The organism is Mycobacteriales bacterium (assembly GCA_035690485.1).
Taxonomy (GTDB): Bacteria; Actinomycetota; Actinomycetes; order JAFAQI01; family DASSKL01; genus DASSKL01.
Map to the genome: position 1 here is coordinate 83,422 of DASSKL010000010.1, position 19,029 is coordinate 102,450.

The window sequence follows — 19,029 nt, forward strand, 5'->3', positions numbered from 1 at the left end:
TTGAGACGGGGCAACCTGATGCGCGCTTCAGCTTTCCGCTCCGGACGCCTGCAGGTGACCGAGATGCCCGACCCGGTGCCCGGCTCCGGTCAGGTGCTGGTGCGGACGATCGCCTGCGGCATCTGCGGGTCCGACTTGCACGCCCGCGAGCACTTCGCGGAGTTCGCGTCGTTCTCGGGCCGCGTCTCCGGCCGCGACATGCTGCAGGCCGACCGGCCGCTGGTCTTCGGTCACGAGTTCTCCGCGGAGGTCCTCGACTACGGCCCCGACACCGAGCGCGTGATCCCGGTCGGCACCACGGTGTGCTCCATGCCGATGGTGCTGGGCGCGGAGGGGCCCGAGGCCATCGGCTACTCCCACCGCTACCCGGGCGGGTTCGCCGAGCACATGGTGCTGCAGGAGATGCTGCTGCGACCGGTGCCGGCCGGGCTCGACCCGCTGCACGCGGCGCTGACCGAACCGCTGGCAGTGGGTGAGCATGCCGTGGTGCGCGCCGACGTGCAGCCGGGTTCGGTCTGCGTCGTCGTCGGCTGCGGGCCGGTCGGGCTCGCCGTGATCCTTGCCCTGAAGTCCCGGGGCCTCGGTCCCGTGATCGCGGCCGACTTCTCGCCGCTCCGGCGCCGGCTGGCGGAGCAGATGGGTGCCGACGTGGTGCTCGACCCGGGGCAGGACTCGCCGTTCGATCGCTGGTCGCAGTTCGGCGTACCCGCGACCGGCATGGAGCGGTCGATGGCGACGATGCTCGGTGCCACGCCCCCCGACGCGGTCGTCTTCGAAGCAGTCGGCGTCCCGGGAGTCCTGGAGTCGATCGTCGAGGGCGCGGCGGCGCAGGCGCGCGTGGTGGTCGTCGGCGTCTGCATGGAGCCCGACACCTTCCAGCCGGCGATCGCCATCACGAAGGAGCTCGACGTGCGGTTCGTCCTCGGCTACTCCGACGAGGAGTTCACCCGCACGCTGCAGCGGCTGGGCGAGGGGAAGGTCGACGCGGACGCCCTGATCACGACGACCGTCGGGCTCGACGACGTCGAGTCGGCGTTCGACGCGCTCAAACACCCCGACGAGCAGGCGAAGGTGCTCGTCCGGCACGCGGCCGGGTGACTACCCGCGGGTCCCCATGAGGCTGGTCACGTCGACGACCTGGCTGGTCGGCGGCGGCGTCACCTGCACCGGCGCACCGAAGTCGTAGAGGTCCATGGTCAGCCGCATCGTCATCGTCTTGTCGAAGGAGAAGCTCTCCGACATCCGCCGCGGCAGGCCCTGGTCGTCGAGCCAGACGTCGACACCGATGGGCTGGTTGCCCATCTTCTGCGAGAGCTGGCTGAGCTGCTGGGACAGCGCGCCCTTGTAGAAGCCCGCGACGTCGGCGATCGAGACGTGACCCGCGTAGTGCGTCGTCGGCACGCCGCGCACGCTGTCGCGGCCGACCTTGTGCACGTCGCCCGCTTGCGCAAGCACCTTCAGGTTGTCGACGGGGTTCTGCTGCTGAGCCTGGTCCATCAGACCCTGCAGGTCGACGCCACTCAGCCTGCCGATCTCGCTCAGGTCGACCTTCACCCACGACTTGCCGGCGGGTAGCGCTTTGGCCATGAGGCCGCCCATCTGCATGTAGAAGACGCCCGGCACCATGAGCATCCGCATCTGCCCGATCTGCGGGATGACCATCAGGACGTCGCCCGTCTCGTGCGCGTAGTCGAACGCGCCCGAACCCGTCGCCGTGATCGACTGCCCACCGAAGTTCATGTCCATCGTCATGGCGAACTGGCTGCTCTTCGCGGCCTCGGTCTTGGCTGCGGCACCGTGCACCAGCTGCGTCACGGACGCCACCGGGCGGCTCTGCAGCGTCGAGTCGGAGCCCCGCGTCGCGGCGTAGGTCCCGCCGGCGACGGCCACGGTCGCGGCGAGCGCGACGACCGGCAGCACCCGGCGCCGGCGGCTCGGCCCGGACGGTGGCGCGATGACCAGCACGTCGGGGGTCGAGGGGCGCGCGGGCTCCTGATCGAGTTCGCTCATAACGGGTTCTTTCGGCGTCGTGGATCGCGGACATTAGCGTGGCATTCGGTGGGAGGAGGCCCGATGACCGAAACGGCGGACGGCGTACGCCGGGAGTTCCGCGGCTGGCTCCAGGGCCACTGGGATCCGGACCTCTCCCTGCTGACCTGGCGGCGGCTGCTCGCCGAGGCGCGCTGGGCGGCGCCGTCCTGGCCGGAGCGCTGGCACGGGCGCGGCCTGCCGGCCTGGGCCGACGACGTCGTGGCGAGTGAGATCCAGGCGCACGGGGCGGTCGGCACCCCGATGGGCGTGGGCATGGGGCTCGCCGCCCCGACGATCCTCGCCCACGGCCCGGACCACCTGCGGGAGCGCTTCCTGCTGCCGATCCTCACCGGCGAGCACACCTGGTGCCAGCTGTTCAGCGAGCCCGGCGCCGGCTCCGACCTGGCCGGGCTGACGACGCGCGCCGTGCTCGACGGCGACACGTGGATCGTCAACGGCCAGAAGGTCTGGAACACCAGCGCCCACCACGCCGACCTCGGCCTGCTCGCCGCCCGCTCCGACTGGGACGTGCCCAAGCACCAGGGCATCACCTACCTCGCCATCCCGATGCACCAGCCCGGGGTCACGGTGCGCCCGCTGCGCCAGATGAACGGCCACGCGTCGTTCAACGAGGTCTTCTTCACCGACGCGCGGGTGCCCGCCGACCACGTCATCGGTGAGATCGGGGGCGGCTGGGCGGTGGCGCGTACGACGCTGGCGCACGAACGCCGCTTCGGTGCGATGCGCCCCGCGCCGTACGCCGACCGGCAGGGACGCGCGGTGGACGAGGCGCGCGCCGAGATGGCAGAGCACTTCGCGCCGTACGTCTGGTATCCCCAGCGCGCCGGGCGGGTCGACCTGCTCGTCGAGCGGGCGAAGGCGAGCGGCCGCGCGCACGACCCCGCGGTGCGCCAGGAGATCGCCCGGGTGCTGTCGCTGCAACGGGCCAGCGCCTGGACGGCCGAGCGGGCACGGGCCAACCGGGCGGCCGGCCGCGAGCCCGGACCGGAGGGCTCGATCGGCAAGCTGGCGCTGAGCCAGGTGGCCCGCGCCGCGGCGCGAGCGCACTCGCTGATCGCCGGGCCGACCGGGATGCTGGCGGGGCCCGACGCGCCACTCGGCGGCACGATCACCGAGGTGCTGCTGTCGGTGCCGGCGCAGTCGATCGCCGGCGGCACCGACGAGGTGCAGAAGAACATCGTGGCCGAGCGGCTCCTCGGCCTGCCGCGCGAGCCAGACCTCGGCATCGGTGAGCGACCGTTCCGCGAGCTGCCGCGCAACGCCTGACCGCGCCAACCTGGAAGAAGCGGCCCGCTACTGCGCTCGGTATGCGAGCATTCCGCCCGTGGTGGGGGGAGACGAGATCACGCCCGGCGGCCCGCCGGAGGACCGGGCCAAGCCTTGGCACCTGCTGCTCGTGGTGCTGCTCGCGGTTGCGGTCGGCGGGGTCATCTACTGGGCTGTGGGAGGCGGCGGCTCGACCCCGGCAGCCACGGTGCCGGTCGCCAAGGACAACGGTCCCGGCAGTTCCGCCTCGCCGAGCACGACGGCTGGCCCGAGCAGCGACGGCTACGACTTCACCAGGCGGCAGGCCGACACCGCAGCGGCCAAGAAGATCAACCTCACGTTGCAGGACGTGCCCACCGGTTGGGCGGCAGCCTCGAGCAGCAACGACTCGACGGACTCCGAGCAGTTCGCGAAGCAGCTGAACACCTGTCTCGGCACGCCCAACGCCTTCGGCGACCCGGATCGCGTCAGCGTCGACTCGCCGACCTTCACCTACGCGGTCGCGAGCATCCAGTCGTCGGTGGAGTTCGCACACACGACGGCCGAGGCCCGCCGGGACCTGTCGCTGTTCAAGTCCGCGAAGATGGCCGACTGCCTCAAGGGTGCGCTGTCGGCCATGGTGACGGCGTTCGCACCGGGCGGGCAGATGTCGGCCACCGACGTCCAACCGCTGTCGGTGCCGCCGATGGCCGACGGTTCGTTCGCGCTGCGAATGGTTTTCACCATCAGCGCCCAGGACGGCAGCAAGGTGCCGCTCTACGTCGACGTCATCGGCTTCCTCGCCGACCGAGCCGAGGTGACCGGCAGCTTCACCAACGTCGCGGTGCCCCTCCCGCCGCAGTTGGAGCAGAAGCTGATGGGGGTGCTCCTGACCCGCGCCACGGGTCTGAGCGGCTCCGCGGGCAGCGCCTGACGGCTATGACGCCGTCATCTCGAGCAGCTTGCGCACGGTGTTCCAGTTGCGCACGGTCATGGTCGTGCCGGCGCGACGCTCGGTGAGGGCAGCAGCGAGCTTGCTGCGACCGATGCCGTCGGGTAGCGACAGGTAGATCTCCCGGTCGGCGAGGGCGAACCGGTCGGGCGCGAACCCCGACTGGTCGAACGCCTCCAGGGCGTCGCGCGCCGGCTCGCCCAGCAGGAACGCCACGTGCAGCCGGCTGCCGTGATCCGGCTCGCCGAAGGGGTTGTCGCGTACGACCTGCTGCAGCTGCTCGTGGGTACGCACGACGGTGCCCACGTCGAGACCCCACCGGTCGCGGATGGCCTGGCTCACCTTGCCGGCCAGCTCGGCGGGACGGTCGTCGCTGCGGCCGACGACGTTGCCGCTCTGCACGTAGGTCGCGACGTCACTGCAACCGAGGCCGGCCACGACCTCGCGCAGCTCGGCCATCGGGATCTTCCCGTGCCCGCCGACGTTGACGCCGCGGAGGAGCACGGCGTAGGCCGTCACGTCTCGCGCACCACTGCCAGCGTGAACCCGTCGTGGCCCTTGCTGCCGACCGTCTGCACCGCGGTGGCGCTGACCCGCGGGTCCGCCGCGACGAGCTCGTTGAAACGGCGTACGCCGAGCACGCGGGCATCGTCGGTATCCGGGTCGACGACCCCACCGGCCCGGATCACGTTGTCGGCCACGATCAGCGTGCCCGGCCGCGACAGCCGCATCGACCAGTCGAAGTAGGTCGGGTAGCCCTCCTTGTCGGCGTCGATGAACACCAGGTCGAAGGGCGCCTCGTCCTCGAGCGTCGGCAGCGTCTCGGCCGCGTCGCCGAGCCGCACCTCGACGTTGCCGCAGCCGGCCCGCGCGAGGTTGGCGCGCGCGACCTCTGCGTGCCGCGGGTCCGCCTCCAGCGTGATCACCACGCCGTCGGCGGGCAACGCGCGAGCGAGCCAGATCGTGCTGTAGCCCGCCAGCGTGCCGATCTCCAGGATCCGGCGGGCACCGACCGCCTTGGCCAGCAGCATCAGCAGCTTGCCCTGGTTGGGCGCCACGTTGATGGGCGGCAACCCGGCGGCACGGGCATCGGCGAGCGCGGCGTCGAGGGCCGCGTCGGGCGGCACGAACAGGCCGTCGATGTAGTCGTCCACCGCCGTCCACAGTTCACGAGTCACGCGCGAAGTGTGGCTCACCCGGTAGCGTCCTGTGCCGTGGACCACGGGGCGGCGCCGGACGATGCGCCCGCTGTCGTCATCGACGGCCTGACCAAGTCCTTCAGCGACGAGGTGCTCGCCGTCGACGACGTGCACTTCGCCGTGGGGCGCGGCCAGGTGTTCGGCCTGCTCGGTCCCAACGGCGCGGGCAAGACGACCGCGCTGCGCATGCTCCTCGGCCTCATCCGGCCGAGCGCGGGCTCGGCCAGCATCCTCGGCGAACGGGTGCGCCCCAGCGCGCCGGTCCTGGCCCGCGTCGGCGCTCTCGTCGAGTCACCCGCGTTCGTGCCGCACCTGTCCGGTCTGGCCAACCTGCATCTCTACTGGGCCGCCGGGCCCAACCCGCACGACGACATGCACCTCGACGCCGCGCTCAAGGTCGCCGGGCTCGGCGACGCCGTACGGCGGAAGGTCCGCACCTACTCGCAGGGGATGCGCCAGCGGCTCGGGCTCGCCCAGGCGCTGCTGGGTCGGCCTGAGCTCGTGATCCTCGACGAACCGACCAACGGCATGGACCCGCAGCAGATGCGGGAGGTGCGCAGGCTGATGACACGGCTCGCCGACGACGGCACCACGGTGCTGCTCTCCAGCCACCTGCTCGCCGAGGTGGAGCAGGTCTGCACGCATGCCGCCGTCATGAACCGCGGCCGGCTGGTGACGACCGGGACCGTCGCCGCGTTGACCGGCCCGTCCAACAGCGTCCTGCTCGACGTCGACGACCGAGGGTTGGCGCGCAGCATTCTCGGCGTCACGACCGGTGTCGTCGACGTCGGCGAGCAGGACGACGGCCTCGTCGTACGCCTGCAGGGCATCCGCTCCTCCGACGTGGTGGCGCGGCTGGTGCACGGCGGGGTCGCGGTCGAGCAGGCGATGGCCCGGCGGCACCTGGAGGACGCGTTCATCGAGCTGCTCGCCGAGGACAAGCCGTGATCGGGGTCGAGCTGCGCAAGCAGCTGCCGCGCGCGCGGACCTGGGTCGCCCTGCTCGTGATGGCCGTCGTGCCGGTCATCATGACGATCGGCTTCGCCGTCGGCGGCCCGCCGCACGACCACGACAACGGGCTGTTCGCGCTGAGCACCCGGTCCGGGCTCAACATGCCGGTGTCCGCGCTGACCCTCATGCAGAACTTCCTGCTCGTCATCGTCGTCGCGCTGTTCGCCGGCGAGACGGTCTCCGGCGAGGCCAGCTGGGGCACGCTGCGCTACCTGCTGATCCGACCCGTGACCCGGACGCGGCTGCTGGCCAGCAAGCTCGCCATCGTCGCGCTGCTGGTCGTGCTGGCCACCCTGCTGATCCCGATCTTCGGTCTCGCGGCCGGGTTGCCCGCCTTCGGCTGGCACGACGTCGCCGTCGTCAACCCCCAGAGCCAGGTCACCGACGGCATCCCGACGTTCGGCCTGCTGGATCCCGCGAGCGCCCTGTGGCGGCTGCTCGCCGCGACGGGTTACGTGGCCTGGACGATGGCGAGCACCGTGGCCTTCGCCTTCCTGCTGTCGGCGCTCATCGACTCGCCGTTCGGCGCGGTGTTCGGCGGGCTCGCCTTCGCGATCGTGTCGCAAATCCTCGACAACATCCCGTCGTTCGGCAACGTTCGCTACGGCCTGCCGACGCACTACTGGCACGCGTGGACGCAGCTGTTCGCGCCCACCCTGCACGTCGGCGACATGGTGACCGGCACGCTCACGCAGCTGCCCTACGTCGCGGTCTTCCTGGCCCTGGCGTTCGCGGCGTTCCGGCGCAAGGACATCCTCACCTGAGCGGGCGGTGTGGTGACATGGCTCACCGGCCACCTGCCTTGCCTGCTCGCCGCGATCCGGGGAACGCTGCTGCGCATGGGCTGGACCGCGAACGACATTCCTGACCTGCACGGGCGCACGGCGATCGTCACCGGCGCCAACAGCGGCATCGGGTTCCACACCGCGCTGCAGCTGGCCAAGCACGGGGCACTCGTGGTGCTCGGCTGCCGCGACCCGCACCGCGGTGCCGCAGCACTCGCCCGCCTCGAGGCGGCATCGGTGTCGGCCCAGCTGCTCGCGCTCGACCTCGGGCACCTGGACTCGGTCCGCACGTTCGCCCGGCACATCGCCGCCGACCACCCCCGCGTCGACATCCTCGTCAACAACGCCGGCCTCATGGCGATCCCGTACCAGCACACGGCCGACGGGTTCGAGATGCAGCTCGGCGTCAACCACCTCGGGCACTTCGCGCTCACCGGCCTGCTGCTGCCGCAGCTGCTCGAGGCGCCCGAGCCCCGCGTCGTGACGGTCAGCAGCACCGCGCACCGCACCGGCGTCATGCGGTTCGACGACCTGCAGGGGGAGAAGCGCTACCGCAGGTGGCAGGCCTACGGGCAGTCCAAGCTGGCGAACCTGCTGTTCGCCTACGAGCTCGACCGGCGCGCCCGCACTGCGCAGCTGCCGCTGACCAGCGTCGCCGCCCACCCCGGCTACGCCGCGACCGACCTGCAGACCAAGGGTGCCAAGATGGCGGGCCGCCCGCTGACGGAGACCGTCATGCGGCTCGGCAACGCGCTGCTGGCGCAGAGCGACGCTGCGGGCGCGCTGCCGTCCCTGTACGCCGCGGCCGCACCGGGTGTCCGGGGCGGCGAGTTCTACGGGCCCGGCCAGCTCTTCGAGAGCCGTGGTGCCCCGAAGCGGGTCTCGTCGTCGAAGGCCTCCCACGACGAGGTGGCCGCGCGCCGACTGTGGGACATCTCCGAGGAGCTGACCGGCGTCCGCTACGAAGCACTACGCGCCGGCTCGCCCGCCTAGCACGGGTCAGTTGCGGCCGCGGGCCCACTGCGGCTTGCGCTTGCCCAGGAAGGCGTTCATGCCCTCCCGCGCGTCGGGCAGCTGGCTGGTCGCCGCCATGACCTCCATCGCGTAGGCGTAGGCCTTCGGCTGCTCGAGGTCGATCTGCGCGTAGAGCGCCTGCTTGCCGATGCCTTTGCTCTGCGCGGATCCGCGGGTGCAGCGCTGCAACAGGTCCATGACCGCGACGTCGAGCTGCGCCGCCGGTACGACGGCGTTGACCAGCCCCCAGTCCAGCGCGGTCGCCGCATCGATCGCGTCACCGGACAACGCCAGCTCCGCGGCGCGCTTGCGGCCGACGTTGCGGGCGATCGCGACCATCGGCGTGTGGCAGAACCACCCGCCCTTGCCACCGGGAGCGGCGAATCCCGCGTCGTCGGAGGCGACCGCGAGGTCGGCCGACGCGACCAGCTGACAACCCGCCGCGGTCGCGAGCCCGTGCACGCGGGCGACCACCGGCTGCGGCACCTGCTGCATGAGCGTCATCAGCTCGGTGCAGACGGCGAGCAGGCGACGTACCTCCTCGAGGTCGGCGGACACGACGTCGGCGAAGTCGTGCCCCGCCGAGAACACCGGCCCGTTTCCGGCCAGCACGATGCCCAGGGCGTCGCTCTCGCCGGCACGGGCGAACGCGTCGATCAGCTCGCGCATGTGCTCGAGCGACAGGGCGTTGCGTCGCTGCGGGCGGTTCATCGTGATCGTCGTGTAGTCGCCGGAGCGCTCGACGAGCACGTGCTCGTAGGTCACGAGAACTCCGGCTCGGTGAACCACGGAAAGTAGTCGGGCATGTCCGTCGAGGGCTTCATCGTGAACTCCGGGGGCCGCTTCTCCAGGAACGACTGCACACCCTCGTAAGCGTCGGCCGAGGCGCCCATGTAGGCAATGCCCCGCGAGTCGATGCGGTGTGCGGCCATCGGGTGGTCCTCGCCGAGCATCCGCCAGAGCATCTGCCGGGAGAGCGCCACGGACATCGCCGAGGTGTTGTCGGCCACCTCGCGGGCGAGAGCGTAGGCCGCGGGCAGCAGCTCGTCGGGCTCGTAGAGGCCGCTCACCAGCCGGGCGTCATAGGCCTCCTGTGCCGAGAAGACCCGCCCGGTCATGACCCACTCGCTGGCCTTGCTGATGCCGACCACGCGCGGCAGGAACCACGACGAGCAGGCCTCGGGCACGACGCCCCGGCGGGAGAAGACAAACCCGAACCGGGCCTCGGTCGACGCCAGCCGCACGTCCATGGGCAGCTGCATCGTGGCGCCCACACCGACCGCCGGTCCGTTGACCGCGGCGATCACCGGCTTGAGGCTGCGGAAGATGCGCAACGTCACCAGGCCGCCGCCGTCGCGCCGCACCGGGGGGCCGTCACCGTCGCCCTCGCCGCCGCCCTGCGCCCGGCCGTCGAACGTGCTGCCGCCGGCCGACAGGTCCGCGCCGGCACAGAAGCCCCGCCCGGCGCCGGTGATCACGACCACGCGCACGCCGTCGTCCGCGTCGGCCCGGTCGAACGCGTCGATGAGCTCGTGCATCATCGTCGCGGTGAACGCGTTGAGCTTGTCGGGGCGGTTCAGCGTGAGCGTGAGGATCCGGTCCTCGACGCGATAGAGAATCTGCTCGTAGGTCGGGTCAGCCATGCCTCGCAGTCTGCCCGACCCGATTGCTCAGATCGGTTGGCGGGGCTGCAACGTCGCCGAATCCATCCGCTTGCGGATGAGCGCGACACCACGCGCGCCGACCGTGCTGATGAGGCTCGGAGCCAGACGGTGCAGCCGCCACAGCGCCCGCGCCGACAGCGGCGTCACGATCAGAGCCTTGTTGCGGTCCACCCCCCGCAGCACGTCGCGCGCGAGCTTGTCGACCGGGTAGGGGCGGCCGAGCTGCCGCTCGGCGCTGGCCTGCATCTCCTGCGCCCGCCGGGCCATCGACGTCTGCGGCAGGTCCTCGGGGCCGAGGCCGTCGAGCATCGGGGTGTCGACGAAGCCCGGGCAGACCGCAGTGACCTTGACTCCGAACGGCCGCGCCTCGGCCCGCAGCGCGAGCGAGAGCCCGACGACGCCGTGCTTGGTCATCGAATAGGGAGTGAGCAACGGCGCGGGGATCAGCCCGGCCAACGATGCGGTGTTGACGATGTGGCCGAACCCCTGCTTGATCATCAGCGGGTAGGCCGCAGCCACGCCGTAGACGACCCCGCGCAGGTTGACGTCGATGACGCGATCCCAGTGGGCCACGGTCAGCTCCTCGACCTCGCCGCCGACCGCGACGCCCGCGTTGTTGAAGACGGCGTCCAGCCGGCCGTGCTCGATCTGCGCCTGCTGGTAGACAGCGGCGACGGCATCGGCGTCGCGTACGTCGAGCGCCACCCCCGAGGCCGTCCCCGGACCGAGCGACGACAGCATCGTGGCGACCTCGGACGCGCCCTGCGCGTTGATATCGGCAATCACGACGTGCGAGCCGCGCCGGACCAGGCCCTCGCTGACCGCCCGGCCGATGCCCGATGCACCGCCGGTCACCACTGCTACATGCGCCACGTCCACTCCTCGGATGAGATCTGCGCCGACCGTCGCAGGTCACGGTCGGGCCGGTCAACCCACGTTGGACGTGAGTTCAGTAACGCGGGACGGCTTCCCGTCAGCGGTCACCGTCTCCCGGTGGGACGGTGTGGATGTGCGACGACGGTGGCTCCTGCACGTCGGGGATGCCGCCGGCGATCAGCGACGCGAGCGCACCGAAAAAGGCCACGATCGCGAAGAAACCGGCCATGACGGCGTGCGCGATCTGGTGGAGCGCGAGGTCCGGGTCATAGCCGGGGAGGAAGTGCGGGAGCTTCTTCGACGGCTCGACGAGATAGATGATCGCGATCGCGAAGAGGACGACCGACGCGCACATCCAGTAGGCCGCGCGCATCCGTGGGTCGCGCCGCGACCGGCGCCGCGTCTTACGGGCCGCCCAGCGCTCGGCCGGCGTCTGCTGGCTGGGGATCGTCACGACCCCCAGCGTAACCCCGCCCGCTCGGCCGCTCGGTCCCCTCGACCCGCATGCCGAGCGGTCAGCCGCCGGCGCCGCCCATCGTGGTCACGCCGCCGTCGATGACCACGCACTCGCCGGTGATCCACGACGCGTCGTCGGAGAGCAAGAACGCCCCGAGCTTGCCGATGTCCTCCGGCTCGCCCAGGCGCTTCATCGGGTAGGCGCGGGACGACTCCTCCTCGTGCCCCTCGTAGAGCGCGCGGGCGAAGTAGGTCTTGACCACGGCGGGCGCGACGGCGTTGACCCGCACCTTGGGCCCCATCTCACCGCCGAGCTGCTTGGTGATGTGGATCAGCGCGGCCTTGCTGGCGTTGTAGGCGCCGAGGAACGGGCCGGTGCGTACGCCGCCCACCGACGCGATGTTGAGGATCGCGCCGCCGTGGTCGCGCATCCAGGCCTCCCAGCACTTCTGCGCCCAGGACACCGGCGAGACGACGTTGACCTCCATCACCTTGCGGATGGTCGACAGCGGCGCCTCGATCATCGGACCGAAGTGCGGGTTGACCGCCGCGTTGTTGACCAGGATGTCGACCGAACCCCACCGATCGAGCACCGCCTGCACGGTCTCCTGCTGGTGGTCCTCGTCGTCGGCGCTGCCGCGCGAGGCCATCGCCCGGTCGGGGCCGCCCAGCTTCTCGACCGCCGCCTCGAGCTCCTCGGGCTTGCGCGCGGTGACGCACACCCGGGCGCCCCGCCGCCCGATCTCCTCGGCGATCGCCAGGCCGATGCCTCGTGTACCGCCGGTGATGATCGCCGTCTTGCCGTCGAAGTCGCCCACGCGACTACCTCCTCGTCAGGCTCTCGTGGCGCACGCTATAGGTGTCCGCCGGGCAAGATCGTGGCAGGGTTCGGGCGTGGCTCAACGGATCGAGGACTACGCCCTGCTCGGCGACACGCAGACGGGGGCGCTGGTCGGGCGCGACGGCTCGATCGACTGGCTGTGCTTTCCCCGCTTCGACTCGGCCGCGGTGTTCGCGGCGCTGCTCGGCACGCCGGACAACGGCCGGTGGCTGCTCAGCCCGGTCGGCGAGGTCCGCACCAGCCGCCGGCGCTACCGGGGCGAGTCGCTGGTGCTCGAGACCGAGATGGACACCGACGAGGGCACCGTCCGGCTGGTCGACTTCATGCCGATCCGCGGCGAGGCGCCCGACGTCGTGCGCATCGTCGAGGGCGTGCGCGGCCGCGTGCCGATGCGGATGGAGCTGCGGCTGCGGCTCGACTACGGCCACGTGATCCCGTGGGTGCGCCGGCTCGGCGACGACCTCGTCGCCGTCGCCGGCCCCGATGCGCTCTGGCTGCGCACGCCGGTCCGCACGCGCGGCCGGGACTTCACGACGGTCGCGGAGTTCACCGTCGGCGAGGGCGACCGGGTGCCCTTCGTCCTCACCTGGCAGGCCTCCCACCTGCCCGCCCCCCAACCGGTCGACGCCTTCGACTCCCTCGACGACACCACGTCGTGGTGGGAGGAGTGGATCGACAGGTGCTCCTACGACGGCGAGTGGACCGAGGCGGTCCACCGCTCGCTCGTGACCCTCAAGGGGCTCACCTATGCGCCCACCGGCGGCATCGTCGCGGCCGCGACCACGTCCTTGCCGGAACAGCTCGGCGGCGTACGCAACTGGGACTACCGCTACTGCTGGCTGCGCGACGCGACGCTGACGTTGACGGCGCTGCTCTACACCGGTCACGTCGAGGAGGCGCGCGCCTGGCGGTCGTGGCTGCTGCGCGCGGTGGCCGGCAGCCCGGAGGACCTGCAGATCATGTACGGCGTCGCGGGCGAGCGCCGGCTCGCCGAGTGGACCCCCGAATGGCTGCCGGGCTACGAGGGCTCCGCACCGGTGCGCATCGGCAACGCGGCGGTCGACCAGTTCCAGCTCGACGTCTACGGCGAGGTCATGGACGCGCTGCACCTCGCCCGGCAGAACGGCCTCGAGCCGGAGAAGTCCGGCTGGTCGCTGCAGCGCGAGCTGATGGCCTTCGTCGAGGAGCACTGGCGGGAGCCCGACGAGGGCATCTGGGAGGTGCGCGGGCCGCGCCGGCAGTTCACCCACTCGCGGGTCATGGCGTGGGTGGCCGCCGACCGCAGCGTGCGGTCGATGGAGCGGTTCGGGCTCACGGGCCCGCTGCAGAAGTGGCGGGCGCTGCGCGACGAGATCCACGCCGAGGTGATGGCGAAGGGCTTCGACAGCGAGCGGCAGACCTTCACCATGTACTACGGCAGCAAGGAGCTCGACGCAGCACTGCTGCTGCTGCCCTCGGTGGGCTTCCTGCCGGCCGACCACCCCCGCATGCTCGGCACGGTCGCGACCGTGGAGCGTGAGCTGCTCTCCGACGGGTTCGTCATGCGCTACACGCAGCCGGCACAGGAGTCACCCGACGGCCTGCCGCCCGGCGAAGGAGCGTTCCTGGCGTGCAGCTTCTGGCTCGCGGACAACTACGCGATGCAAGGGCGGCACGACGAGGCCCGCGAGCTGTTCGAGCGACTGCTCGACCTGCGCAACGACGTCGGCCTGCTCGCCGAGGAGTGGGACCCGGCGGCCAAGCGCCAGGTCGGCAACTTCCCGCAGGCGTTCAGCCACGTGCCGCTGATCGAGACCGCCCGCACGCTGTCGCACGACGGCGGCCCGGCGCACCCGCGCCGCCACGACTGACCGGTCCGAGACGCTCGGCGCGGCGACGCCGGCGCGCGGTCAGAAGTGCGGGCCGCCCACCTGTGCGGCCATGGCCGGATCGACGCGGACGACTCCGGCGAGGTGCGACAGCGGCACGTCGCGCACCCGCACGAAGTCGCCGGTGTGCGGCGCGACGATCATCTTGCCGTCGCCCGCGTAGATCGCGACGTGGTCGACGTCGGACGGGTCGGCCGGGTTGTAGGTCCAGAACAGCAGGTCGCCCGGTCGCGCACTGTCCAGCGGCACGTGCGGGCCGGCGTACCACTGCTGCTGCGACGTGCGCGGCAGGAGGATGCCCGCCTGCCGGTACGCCCAGCCGACCAGCCCCGAGCAGTCGAACGCCGCCGGGCCGGTCGCGCCCCAGACGTAGGGCGCGCCGATGCGGCTGTAGGCCGCCTTCAGCACGGTGTTGATCTGGCGCCGGTCGAGGAACGAGCCGGCGTCACGGATGACGACGACCTTGCGCAGCAGCTGCACCTGGCTGCCGCCCATCGCCGCACGCAGCGCGCTCTGGACCTTCAGCGGGTCGGCGCCCGGCGCGCTCACCACGACGGCGTTCGAGGTCGGCAGGCCGAGACCGTGCGACTCGTTGCGGGCGACGACGGCGTCGATGCCGGGCAGCATCGAGGCGAAGGCACCGATGCGCAGGTCCATGGGCCGGGTGCCGCGCACGTGGACGGTCTGCCCGAGCGGCAGCCCGGCGTCGTTGCCCATGCCGAACGACGCGGTCAGCTCGCCGGCGGCGACGCTGTGCCACAGCGCGTCGGACTGCGCGGTCAGCTTCGGGGTGTAGGCGCGGAACGTCGACGGCCCCACGCCGATCGCGGTGGCCGGGTGACCCGCGACCGTGATGCGTCCGTAGTCGACCAGGTCGAGCGCCTGCACGCCCTGCACCCGCGCGATCCGCTGCATGTCGGCGGCGGTCACCTGGTGGTTGTCGATGACGAGGAAGTCGGCCTCGTGCAACGCCGTCAGCGGTTGTACGACGGGAGCGCCGTGGCGGACCGACCGCGCGGGCGCGGCCGTTGCCGCCGGTGACGCCACGCCGGTGGAGGCCGACGGGGTGGCCGAGGGCAGCCACGGCAGCGGGTTGGAGAACGCTGTGGTCGCTGCCCGGGGACGGTCGGTGTGCGCGTGATCGGCGACGCCGGCCACCGCCGTTGCGGTGCCGGCCGCCAAGGTCACGGCCACCCCCGCAGCGACGAACCGCTCCAGCAACGCCGTGACCTCCTCGCGACTCGTCGTACGCGCTGTCCAACGACGACCCGCCGAGGTGGTGACGCACGGTCACGGGCGGGGCCGCTTCCCTCGTTCTCGGGACCATTCGACGCCGGGCTCCGGTCTCCTCCCGCTCGCGGTAGGTAGGCGACCGGGGCCACGCGTCACCCGTCGGCGGTGCCGCGCTCGCAGCGGCGAGATGACGGCTACGCGGGGCTGGTCTCCGACCTGCGGGTCGTGGCGACCTCGCTGGCGTCGTAGCGGGCGAACGCCGGTACGGCGGCCGCGAGCAGCAGCACGCCGAGGATGCACAGCAGTCCGCCGCTGGCGACGGAGGCGGTCAGGCCGGCGGCCGCGGCGATGCCGCCGGACTCGACGTCTCCCAGCCGGGGCCCGCCGGCGACGACGACGATGAACACTCCCGACAACCGGCCGCGCAGCGCGTCCGGGGTCGCCGTCTGCAGGATCGTGTTGCGGAACACCGCGCTCACCATGTCGGCGGCGCCGGCCGCGGCGAGCAGCAACACGCCGAGCCACAGCACCCTCGTGAAGCCGAAACCGGTGATCGCCGCGCCCCACGCCAGGATCGCGACGATCACGGCGAGCCCCTGGCGCCGCACCCGGCCCAGCCAGCCGCCGAAGGTCGCGCCGAGCAGGGCGCCCATGGCGATCGCGGCGTACAGGATGCCGACCACGGTCGCGCCGCCGCCGTAGAACTTCTGCGCGATCGCCGGGAACAGCGCCCGCGGCATGCCGAAGACCATGGCGTTGATGTCGACGAGGAACGTCATCAGCAGGATCTTGCGGCCGGCGAGAAAGCGCAGCCCCTCGGCGACCGACTTCCAGCCCGCCTTCGCGCCACCGCCTTCCGGCGGGATGGCCGGCAGCCGCCACATCGCGTAGAGCGCGGCGGCGAAGCTCAACGTGTCGACCAGGTAGGCGGTGGACAGCCCGGACGTCGCGATGAGCGCACCGGCAGCGAGCGGTCCGCCGGTGAGGGCGACGTTCTGGCCGACCTGGGCGAGGGCGTACGCCGCGGGCAGCCGGGCACTCGGCAGCAACCGCGGGATCATCGCGCTGCGCGCCGGGTTGTCGACCCCGAAGACGGCGGCCTGCAGCAGCACGATGCCGTAGAGCAGAGGCAGCGAGTGCAGTCCCAGCGCTGCCTGCGCGACGAGCGCCGCGGACAGCAGCGCGAGCACGCTGGACGTGAACAGCGCGAGCCGCCGGCGGTCCATGGAGTCGGCGATGGCGCCGCCGTACAGCCCGAAGGCCAGCAGTCCGATCAACCCGGCGAGGCCGACGAGTCCGACGTAGAGCGACGAGTGGGTCTGGTCGTAGACCTGGATCGGCACGGCGACCGAGGTCATCTGGTTGCCGACCATGGAGACCGTGAGCCCACCCCAGAGCCGCCGGTAGGCGGGGAACTCACGCAGCGGGGTGATGTCGGCCGCGTGCCGACCGAGGAAGCCGACGACGCGAGCGCGGCGCCCCCGTTGCTGCACATCGGATCTCTAGCACGGGCGATCGGCCCGAGTGGGGTGGCCCGCCGCGCAGGCGGCAGAATGAAGGCAGAGCCCGCAAGGGCCCGACCATCAGCGACAGGAGCCGCGGACCAATGGCCGACGAGACCGTGTTCAAGCCCGGGCTGGAAGGTGTCGTCGCCTTCGAGTCCGAGATCGCCGAACCCGACAAGGAGGGCTCGGCGCTGCGCTACCGCGGCGTCGACATCGAGGATCTGGTCGGCCGGGTGCCCTACGAGCAGGTCTGGGGTCTGCTTGTCGACGGTGCGTTCGAGCCGGGGCTGCCCCCGGCCGAGCCGCAGCCGATCCCGCTGCGCTTCGGCGACGTCCGCGTCGACCTGCAGAGCGCGCTGGCCGATCTCGCGCCGATCTGGGGTCTTCAGCAGATGCTCGACATCGAGCCCGCGCAGGTCCGCCACGACCTGGCCCGCTGCTCGGTGACCGGCATGTCGTTCGTGGCGCAGTCCGCCCGCGGTGGCGACAAGGAGCCGGTGCCGCAAAGCGACATCGACAAGGCGACCTCGATCCCCGAGCGGTTCCTGATCCGCTGGCGCGGCGAGGCTGACCCGAAGCACGTCAAGGCGATCGACGCCTACTGGGTGTCGGCGGCCGAGCACGGCATGAACGCCTCGACCTTCACCGGCCGGGTCGTGGCCTCGACGGGCGCCGACGTCGGCGCGGCGCTGTCGGCCGCGGTCGGCGCACTGTCGGGACCGCTGCACGGCGGCGCGCCCTCACGGGTGCTGGCGATGCTCGACGACGTCGAGCGCACCGGCGACCCGGTCGGGTTCGTCAAGGGTGAGCTCGACGCCGGCCGGCGGCTCATGGGTTTCGGCCACCGCGTCTACCGCGCGGAGGACCCGCGGGCGCGCGTCCTTCGGCGTACGGCGGCGGAGCTCGGCTCCCCCCGCTACGACGTCGCCGATGCGCTCGAGAAGGCCGCCCGCGAGGAGCTGCGCGAGCGCTACCCCGACCGGGTCCTCGAGACCAACGTCGAGTTCTGGTCGGCGGTCGTGCTCGACCTGGCCGAGGTGCCGGCACCCATGTTCACGTCGATGTTCGCCTGCGCGCGGATGGCCGGCTGGAGCGCGCACATCCTGGAGCAGAAGCGGCTCGGCAAGCTGATCCGCCCGTCGGCCCGGTACGTCGGGCCGCCGTCGCGGAAGGTCGAGGACGTCCCGAAACGAGCGCAAGGACTGTAAGTGCCTGACATCACCCTCCCCGCAAACCTCAAGCCGACCGACGGCCGCTTCGGCTCCGGGCCGTCGAAGGTCCGGCCGGAGACGCTGGCCGCGCTCGCCGCGACCGGCGCACACCTGCTCGGCACGTCGCACCGCCAGCAGCCGGTCAAGGACGTCGTCGCCCGGGTACGCCGCGGCCTCGGGTCACTGTTCTCCCTGCCCGACGGCTACGAGATCGTGCTCGGCAACGGCGGTTCGACGGCCTTCTGGGACATTGCGACGTTCTGCCTGATCTCGCAGAAGTCGCAGCACCTGTCCTTCGGCGAGTTCTCGGCGAAGTTCGCCTCGGCGGCCGCCGCGGCGCCGTTCCTCGCCGACCCCTCGGTGGTCAAGGCCGAGCCGGGGACCGCGGCGGCGTTCGCTCCCGAGGCCGGCGTCGACGCCTACTGCCTGCCGCACAATGAGACGTCGACCGGCGTGATGACCACGATCCGCCGGCCGACCGGCGCCGACGACGGCGCGCTGGTGCTGGTCGACGCCACGAGCGGCGCGGGCGGCCTGCCCGTCGACCTGACCGAGTGCGACGCCTACTACTTCGCGCCGCAGAAGAGCTTCGCCTCCGACGGCGGCACCTGGCTCGCAGCGCTGTCACCGGCGGCCGTCGAGCGTGCCGCCCGGCTGACGAAGGACCGGTGGGTCCCGGCGTTCCTCGACCTGCAGATTGCGATCGACAACTCCCGGCTGGAGCAGACCTACAACACCCCGGCGATCGGCACGCTGTTCCTCCTGGCCGAGCAGGTGGAGTGGATGCTCGACCAGGGCGGCCTCGAGTGGGCGGTCGGACGTACCACCGACTCGTCGAACCGGCTCTACACGTGGGCCGAGAAGTCGACCTACGCAACGCCGTTCGTCGCCGACCCGTCTCACCGCTCGCTGGTCGTCGGCACGATCGACTTCTCGGACGACGTCGACGCCGCTGCCGTGGCCAAGGTGCTGCGAGCCAACGGGGTCGTCGACACCGAGCCCTACCGCAAGCTCGGCCGCAACCAGCTGCGGATCGCGATGTTCCCCTCGATCGAGCCGTCCGACGTGGAAGCGCTCACGGCCTGCATCGACTACGTGGTGGAGCACCTCTAGCTGC

19 protein-coding genes are annotated in these 19,029 nt (G+C 71.8%); 9 read left to right on the plus strand and 10 right to left on the minus strand.

The features are described from left to right. Positions 1-18: 18 nt before the first annotated feature. A complete protein-coding gene (locus VFJ21_02230) occupies positions 19-1,098 on the plus strand; it encodes a zinc-binding dehydrogenase (GenBank protein ID HET7405939.1) in 1,080 nt (359 codons plus the stop codon). Here the strand turns inward: VFJ21_02230 and VFJ21_02235 are convergent, their stop codons facing one another. After that, positions 1,099-2,010, minus strand: coding sequence for a hypothetical protein (locus VFJ21_02235; protein HET7405940.1), 912 nt, complete (start codon positions 2,008-2,010; stop codon positions 1,099-1,101). It lies immediately after the preceding gene. Between the two features lie 63 nt (positions 2,011-2,073). Between VFJ21_02235 and VFJ21_02240 the strand changes: the two genes are divergently transcribed. Together VFJ21_02240 and VFJ21_02245 are read left to right on the plus strand one after the other, a co-directional pair. Continuing rightward, positions 2,074-3,318 carry an acyl-CoA dehydrogenase family protein gene (locus VFJ21_02240; protein ID HET7405941.1) on the plus strand — a complete coding sequence of 415 codons (1,245 nt, stop codon included), beginning with the start codon at positions 2,074-2,076 and terminating at the stop codon, positions 3,316-3,318. 58 nt (positions 3,319-3,376) lie between these two features. After that, positions 3,377-4,231, plus strand: a complete 855-nt coding sequence (locus VFJ21_02245; GenBank protein ID HET7405942.1) for a hypothetical protein — start codon at positions 3,377-3,379, stop codon at positions 4,229-4,231. A 3-nt stretch (positions 4,232-4,234) separates the two neighbouring features. On the opposite strand, the gene VFJ21_02250 is transcribed toward VFJ21_02245, so the two are convergent. Together VFJ21_02250 and VFJ21_02255 are read right to left on the minus strand one after the other, a co-directional pair. Beyond that, positions 4,235-4,768 carry a DUF1697 domain-containing protein gene (locus VFJ21_02250; GenBank protein HET7405943.1) on the minus strand — a complete coding sequence of 178 codons (534 nt, stop codon included), beginning with the start codon at positions 4,766-4,768 and terminating at the stop codon, positions 4,235-4,237. Continuing rightward, positions 4,765-5,427: an O-methyltransferase gene (locus VFJ21_02255; GenBank protein HET7405944.1), complete on the minus strand. Its 663-nt coding sequence runs from the start codon at positions 5,425-5,427 to the stop codon at positions 4,765-4,767. Before VFJ21_02255 ends, VFJ21_02250 begins: the two co-directional genes overlap by 4 nt. A 36-nt stretch (positions 5,428-5,463) precedes the next feature. Here VFJ21_02255 and VFJ21_02260 point away from each other — a divergent pair, with 36 nt between their 5' ends. The 3 genes from VFJ21_02260 (at position 5,464) to VFJ21_02270 (ending at position 8,237) form a co-directional block, all read left to right on the plus strand. Continuing rightward, entirely contained in the window at positions 5,464-6,396 is a 933-nt protein-coding gene (locus VFJ21_02260) for an ABC transporter ATP-binding protein (protein HET7405945.1), read from the plus strand. Continuing rightward, positions 6,393-7,223, plus strand: a complete 831-nt coding sequence (locus tag VFJ21_02265) for an ABC transporter permease (GenBank protein ID HET7405946.1) — start codon at positions 6,393-6,395, stop codon at positions 7,221-7,223. Before VFJ21_02260 ends, VFJ21_02265 begins: the two co-directional genes overlap by 4 nt. A gap of 75 nt (positions 7,224-7,298) precedes the next feature. Beyond that, positions 7,299-8,237 carry an oxidoreductase gene (locus VFJ21_02270; protein ID HET7405947.1) on the plus strand — a complete coding sequence of 313 codons (939 nt, stop codon included), beginning with the start codon at positions 7,299-7,301 and terminating at the stop codon, positions 8,235-8,237. 6 nt (positions 8,238-8,243) lie between these two features. On the opposite strand, the gene VFJ21_02275 is transcribed toward VFJ21_02270, so the two are convergent. The 5 genes from VFJ21_02275 to VFJ21_02295 form a co-directional block, all read right to left on the minus strand. Next, complete coding sequence (locus tag VFJ21_02275) at positions 8,244-9,023, minus strand: enoyl-CoA hydratase-related protein (GenBank protein ID HET7405948.1); 780 nt, start codon at positions 9,021-9,023, stop codon at positions 8,244-8,246. Continuing rightward, positions 9,020-9,901 (minus strand): crotonase/enoyl-CoA hydratase family protein, encoded by an 882-nt coding sequence (locus VFJ21_02280; GenBank protein HET7405949.1) that lies wholly within the window; start codon positions 9,899-9,901, stop codon positions 9,020-9,022. Before VFJ21_02280 ends, VFJ21_02275 begins: the two co-directional genes overlap by 4 nt. A 27-nt stretch (positions 9,902-9,928) precedes the next feature. Further along, positions 9,929-10,795: an SDR family oxidoreductase gene (locus VFJ21_02285; GenBank protein HET7405950.1), complete on the minus strand. Its 867-nt coding sequence runs from the start codon at positions 10,793-10,795 to the stop codon at positions 9,929-9,931. A gap of 100 nt (positions 10,796-10,895) precedes the next feature. Next, the gene (locus tag VFJ21_02290) at positions 10,896-11,252 is read right to left on the minus strand and encodes a hypothetical protein (protein ID HET7405951.1); all 357 of its coding nucleotides are present in this window, start codon (positions 11,250-11,252) and stop codon (positions 10,896-10,898) included. A gap of 61 nt (positions 11,253-11,313) precedes the next feature. Beyond that, positions 11,314-12,072 (minus strand): SDR family oxidoreductase, encoded by a 759-nt coding sequence (locus tag VFJ21_02295; protein ID HET7405952.1) that lies wholly within the window; start codon positions 12,070-12,072, stop codon positions 11,314-11,316. Here VFJ21_02295 and VFJ21_02300 point away from each other — a divergent pair. Further along, positions 12,041-13,945, plus strand: a complete 1,905-nt coding sequence (locus tag VFJ21_02300; protein ID HET7405953.1) for a glycoside hydrolase family 15 protein — start codon at positions 12,041-12,043, stop codon at positions 13,943-13,945. The two genes, VFJ21_02295 and VFJ21_02300, sit on opposite strands and share 32 nt — an antisense overlap. Before the next feature lie 39 nt (positions 13,946-13,984). Here VFJ21_02300 and VFJ21_02305 read toward each other — a convergent pair whose 3' ends face one another. Together VFJ21_02305 and VFJ21_02310 are read right to left on the minus strand one after the other, a co-directional pair. Further along, positions 13,985-15,184 (minus strand): C40 family peptidase, encoded by a 1,200-nt coding sequence (locus VFJ21_02305; GenBank protein ID HET7405954.1) that lies wholly within the window; start codon positions 15,182-15,184, stop codon positions 13,985-13,987. Positions 15,185-15,390: 206 nt separating this feature from the next. Continuing rightward, positions 15,391-16,689, minus strand: coding sequence for an MFS transporter (locus VFJ21_02310; protein HET7405955.1), 1,299 nt, complete (start codon positions 16,687-16,689; stop codon positions 15,391-15,393). Between the two features lie 113 nt (positions 16,690-16,802). Between VFJ21_02310 and VFJ21_02315 the strand changes: the two genes are divergently transcribed. After that, a complete protein-coding gene (locus VFJ21_02315) occupies positions 16,803-17,909 on the plus strand; it encodes a citrate synthase 2 (protein HET7405956.1) in 1,107 nt (368 codons plus the stop codon). After that, entirely contained in the window at positions 17,910-19,025 is a 1,116-nt protein-coding gene (gene serC, locus VFJ21_02320; protein ID HET7405957.1) for a phosphoserine transaminase, read from the plus strand. Positions 19,026-19,029 lie beyond the last annotated feature (4 nt).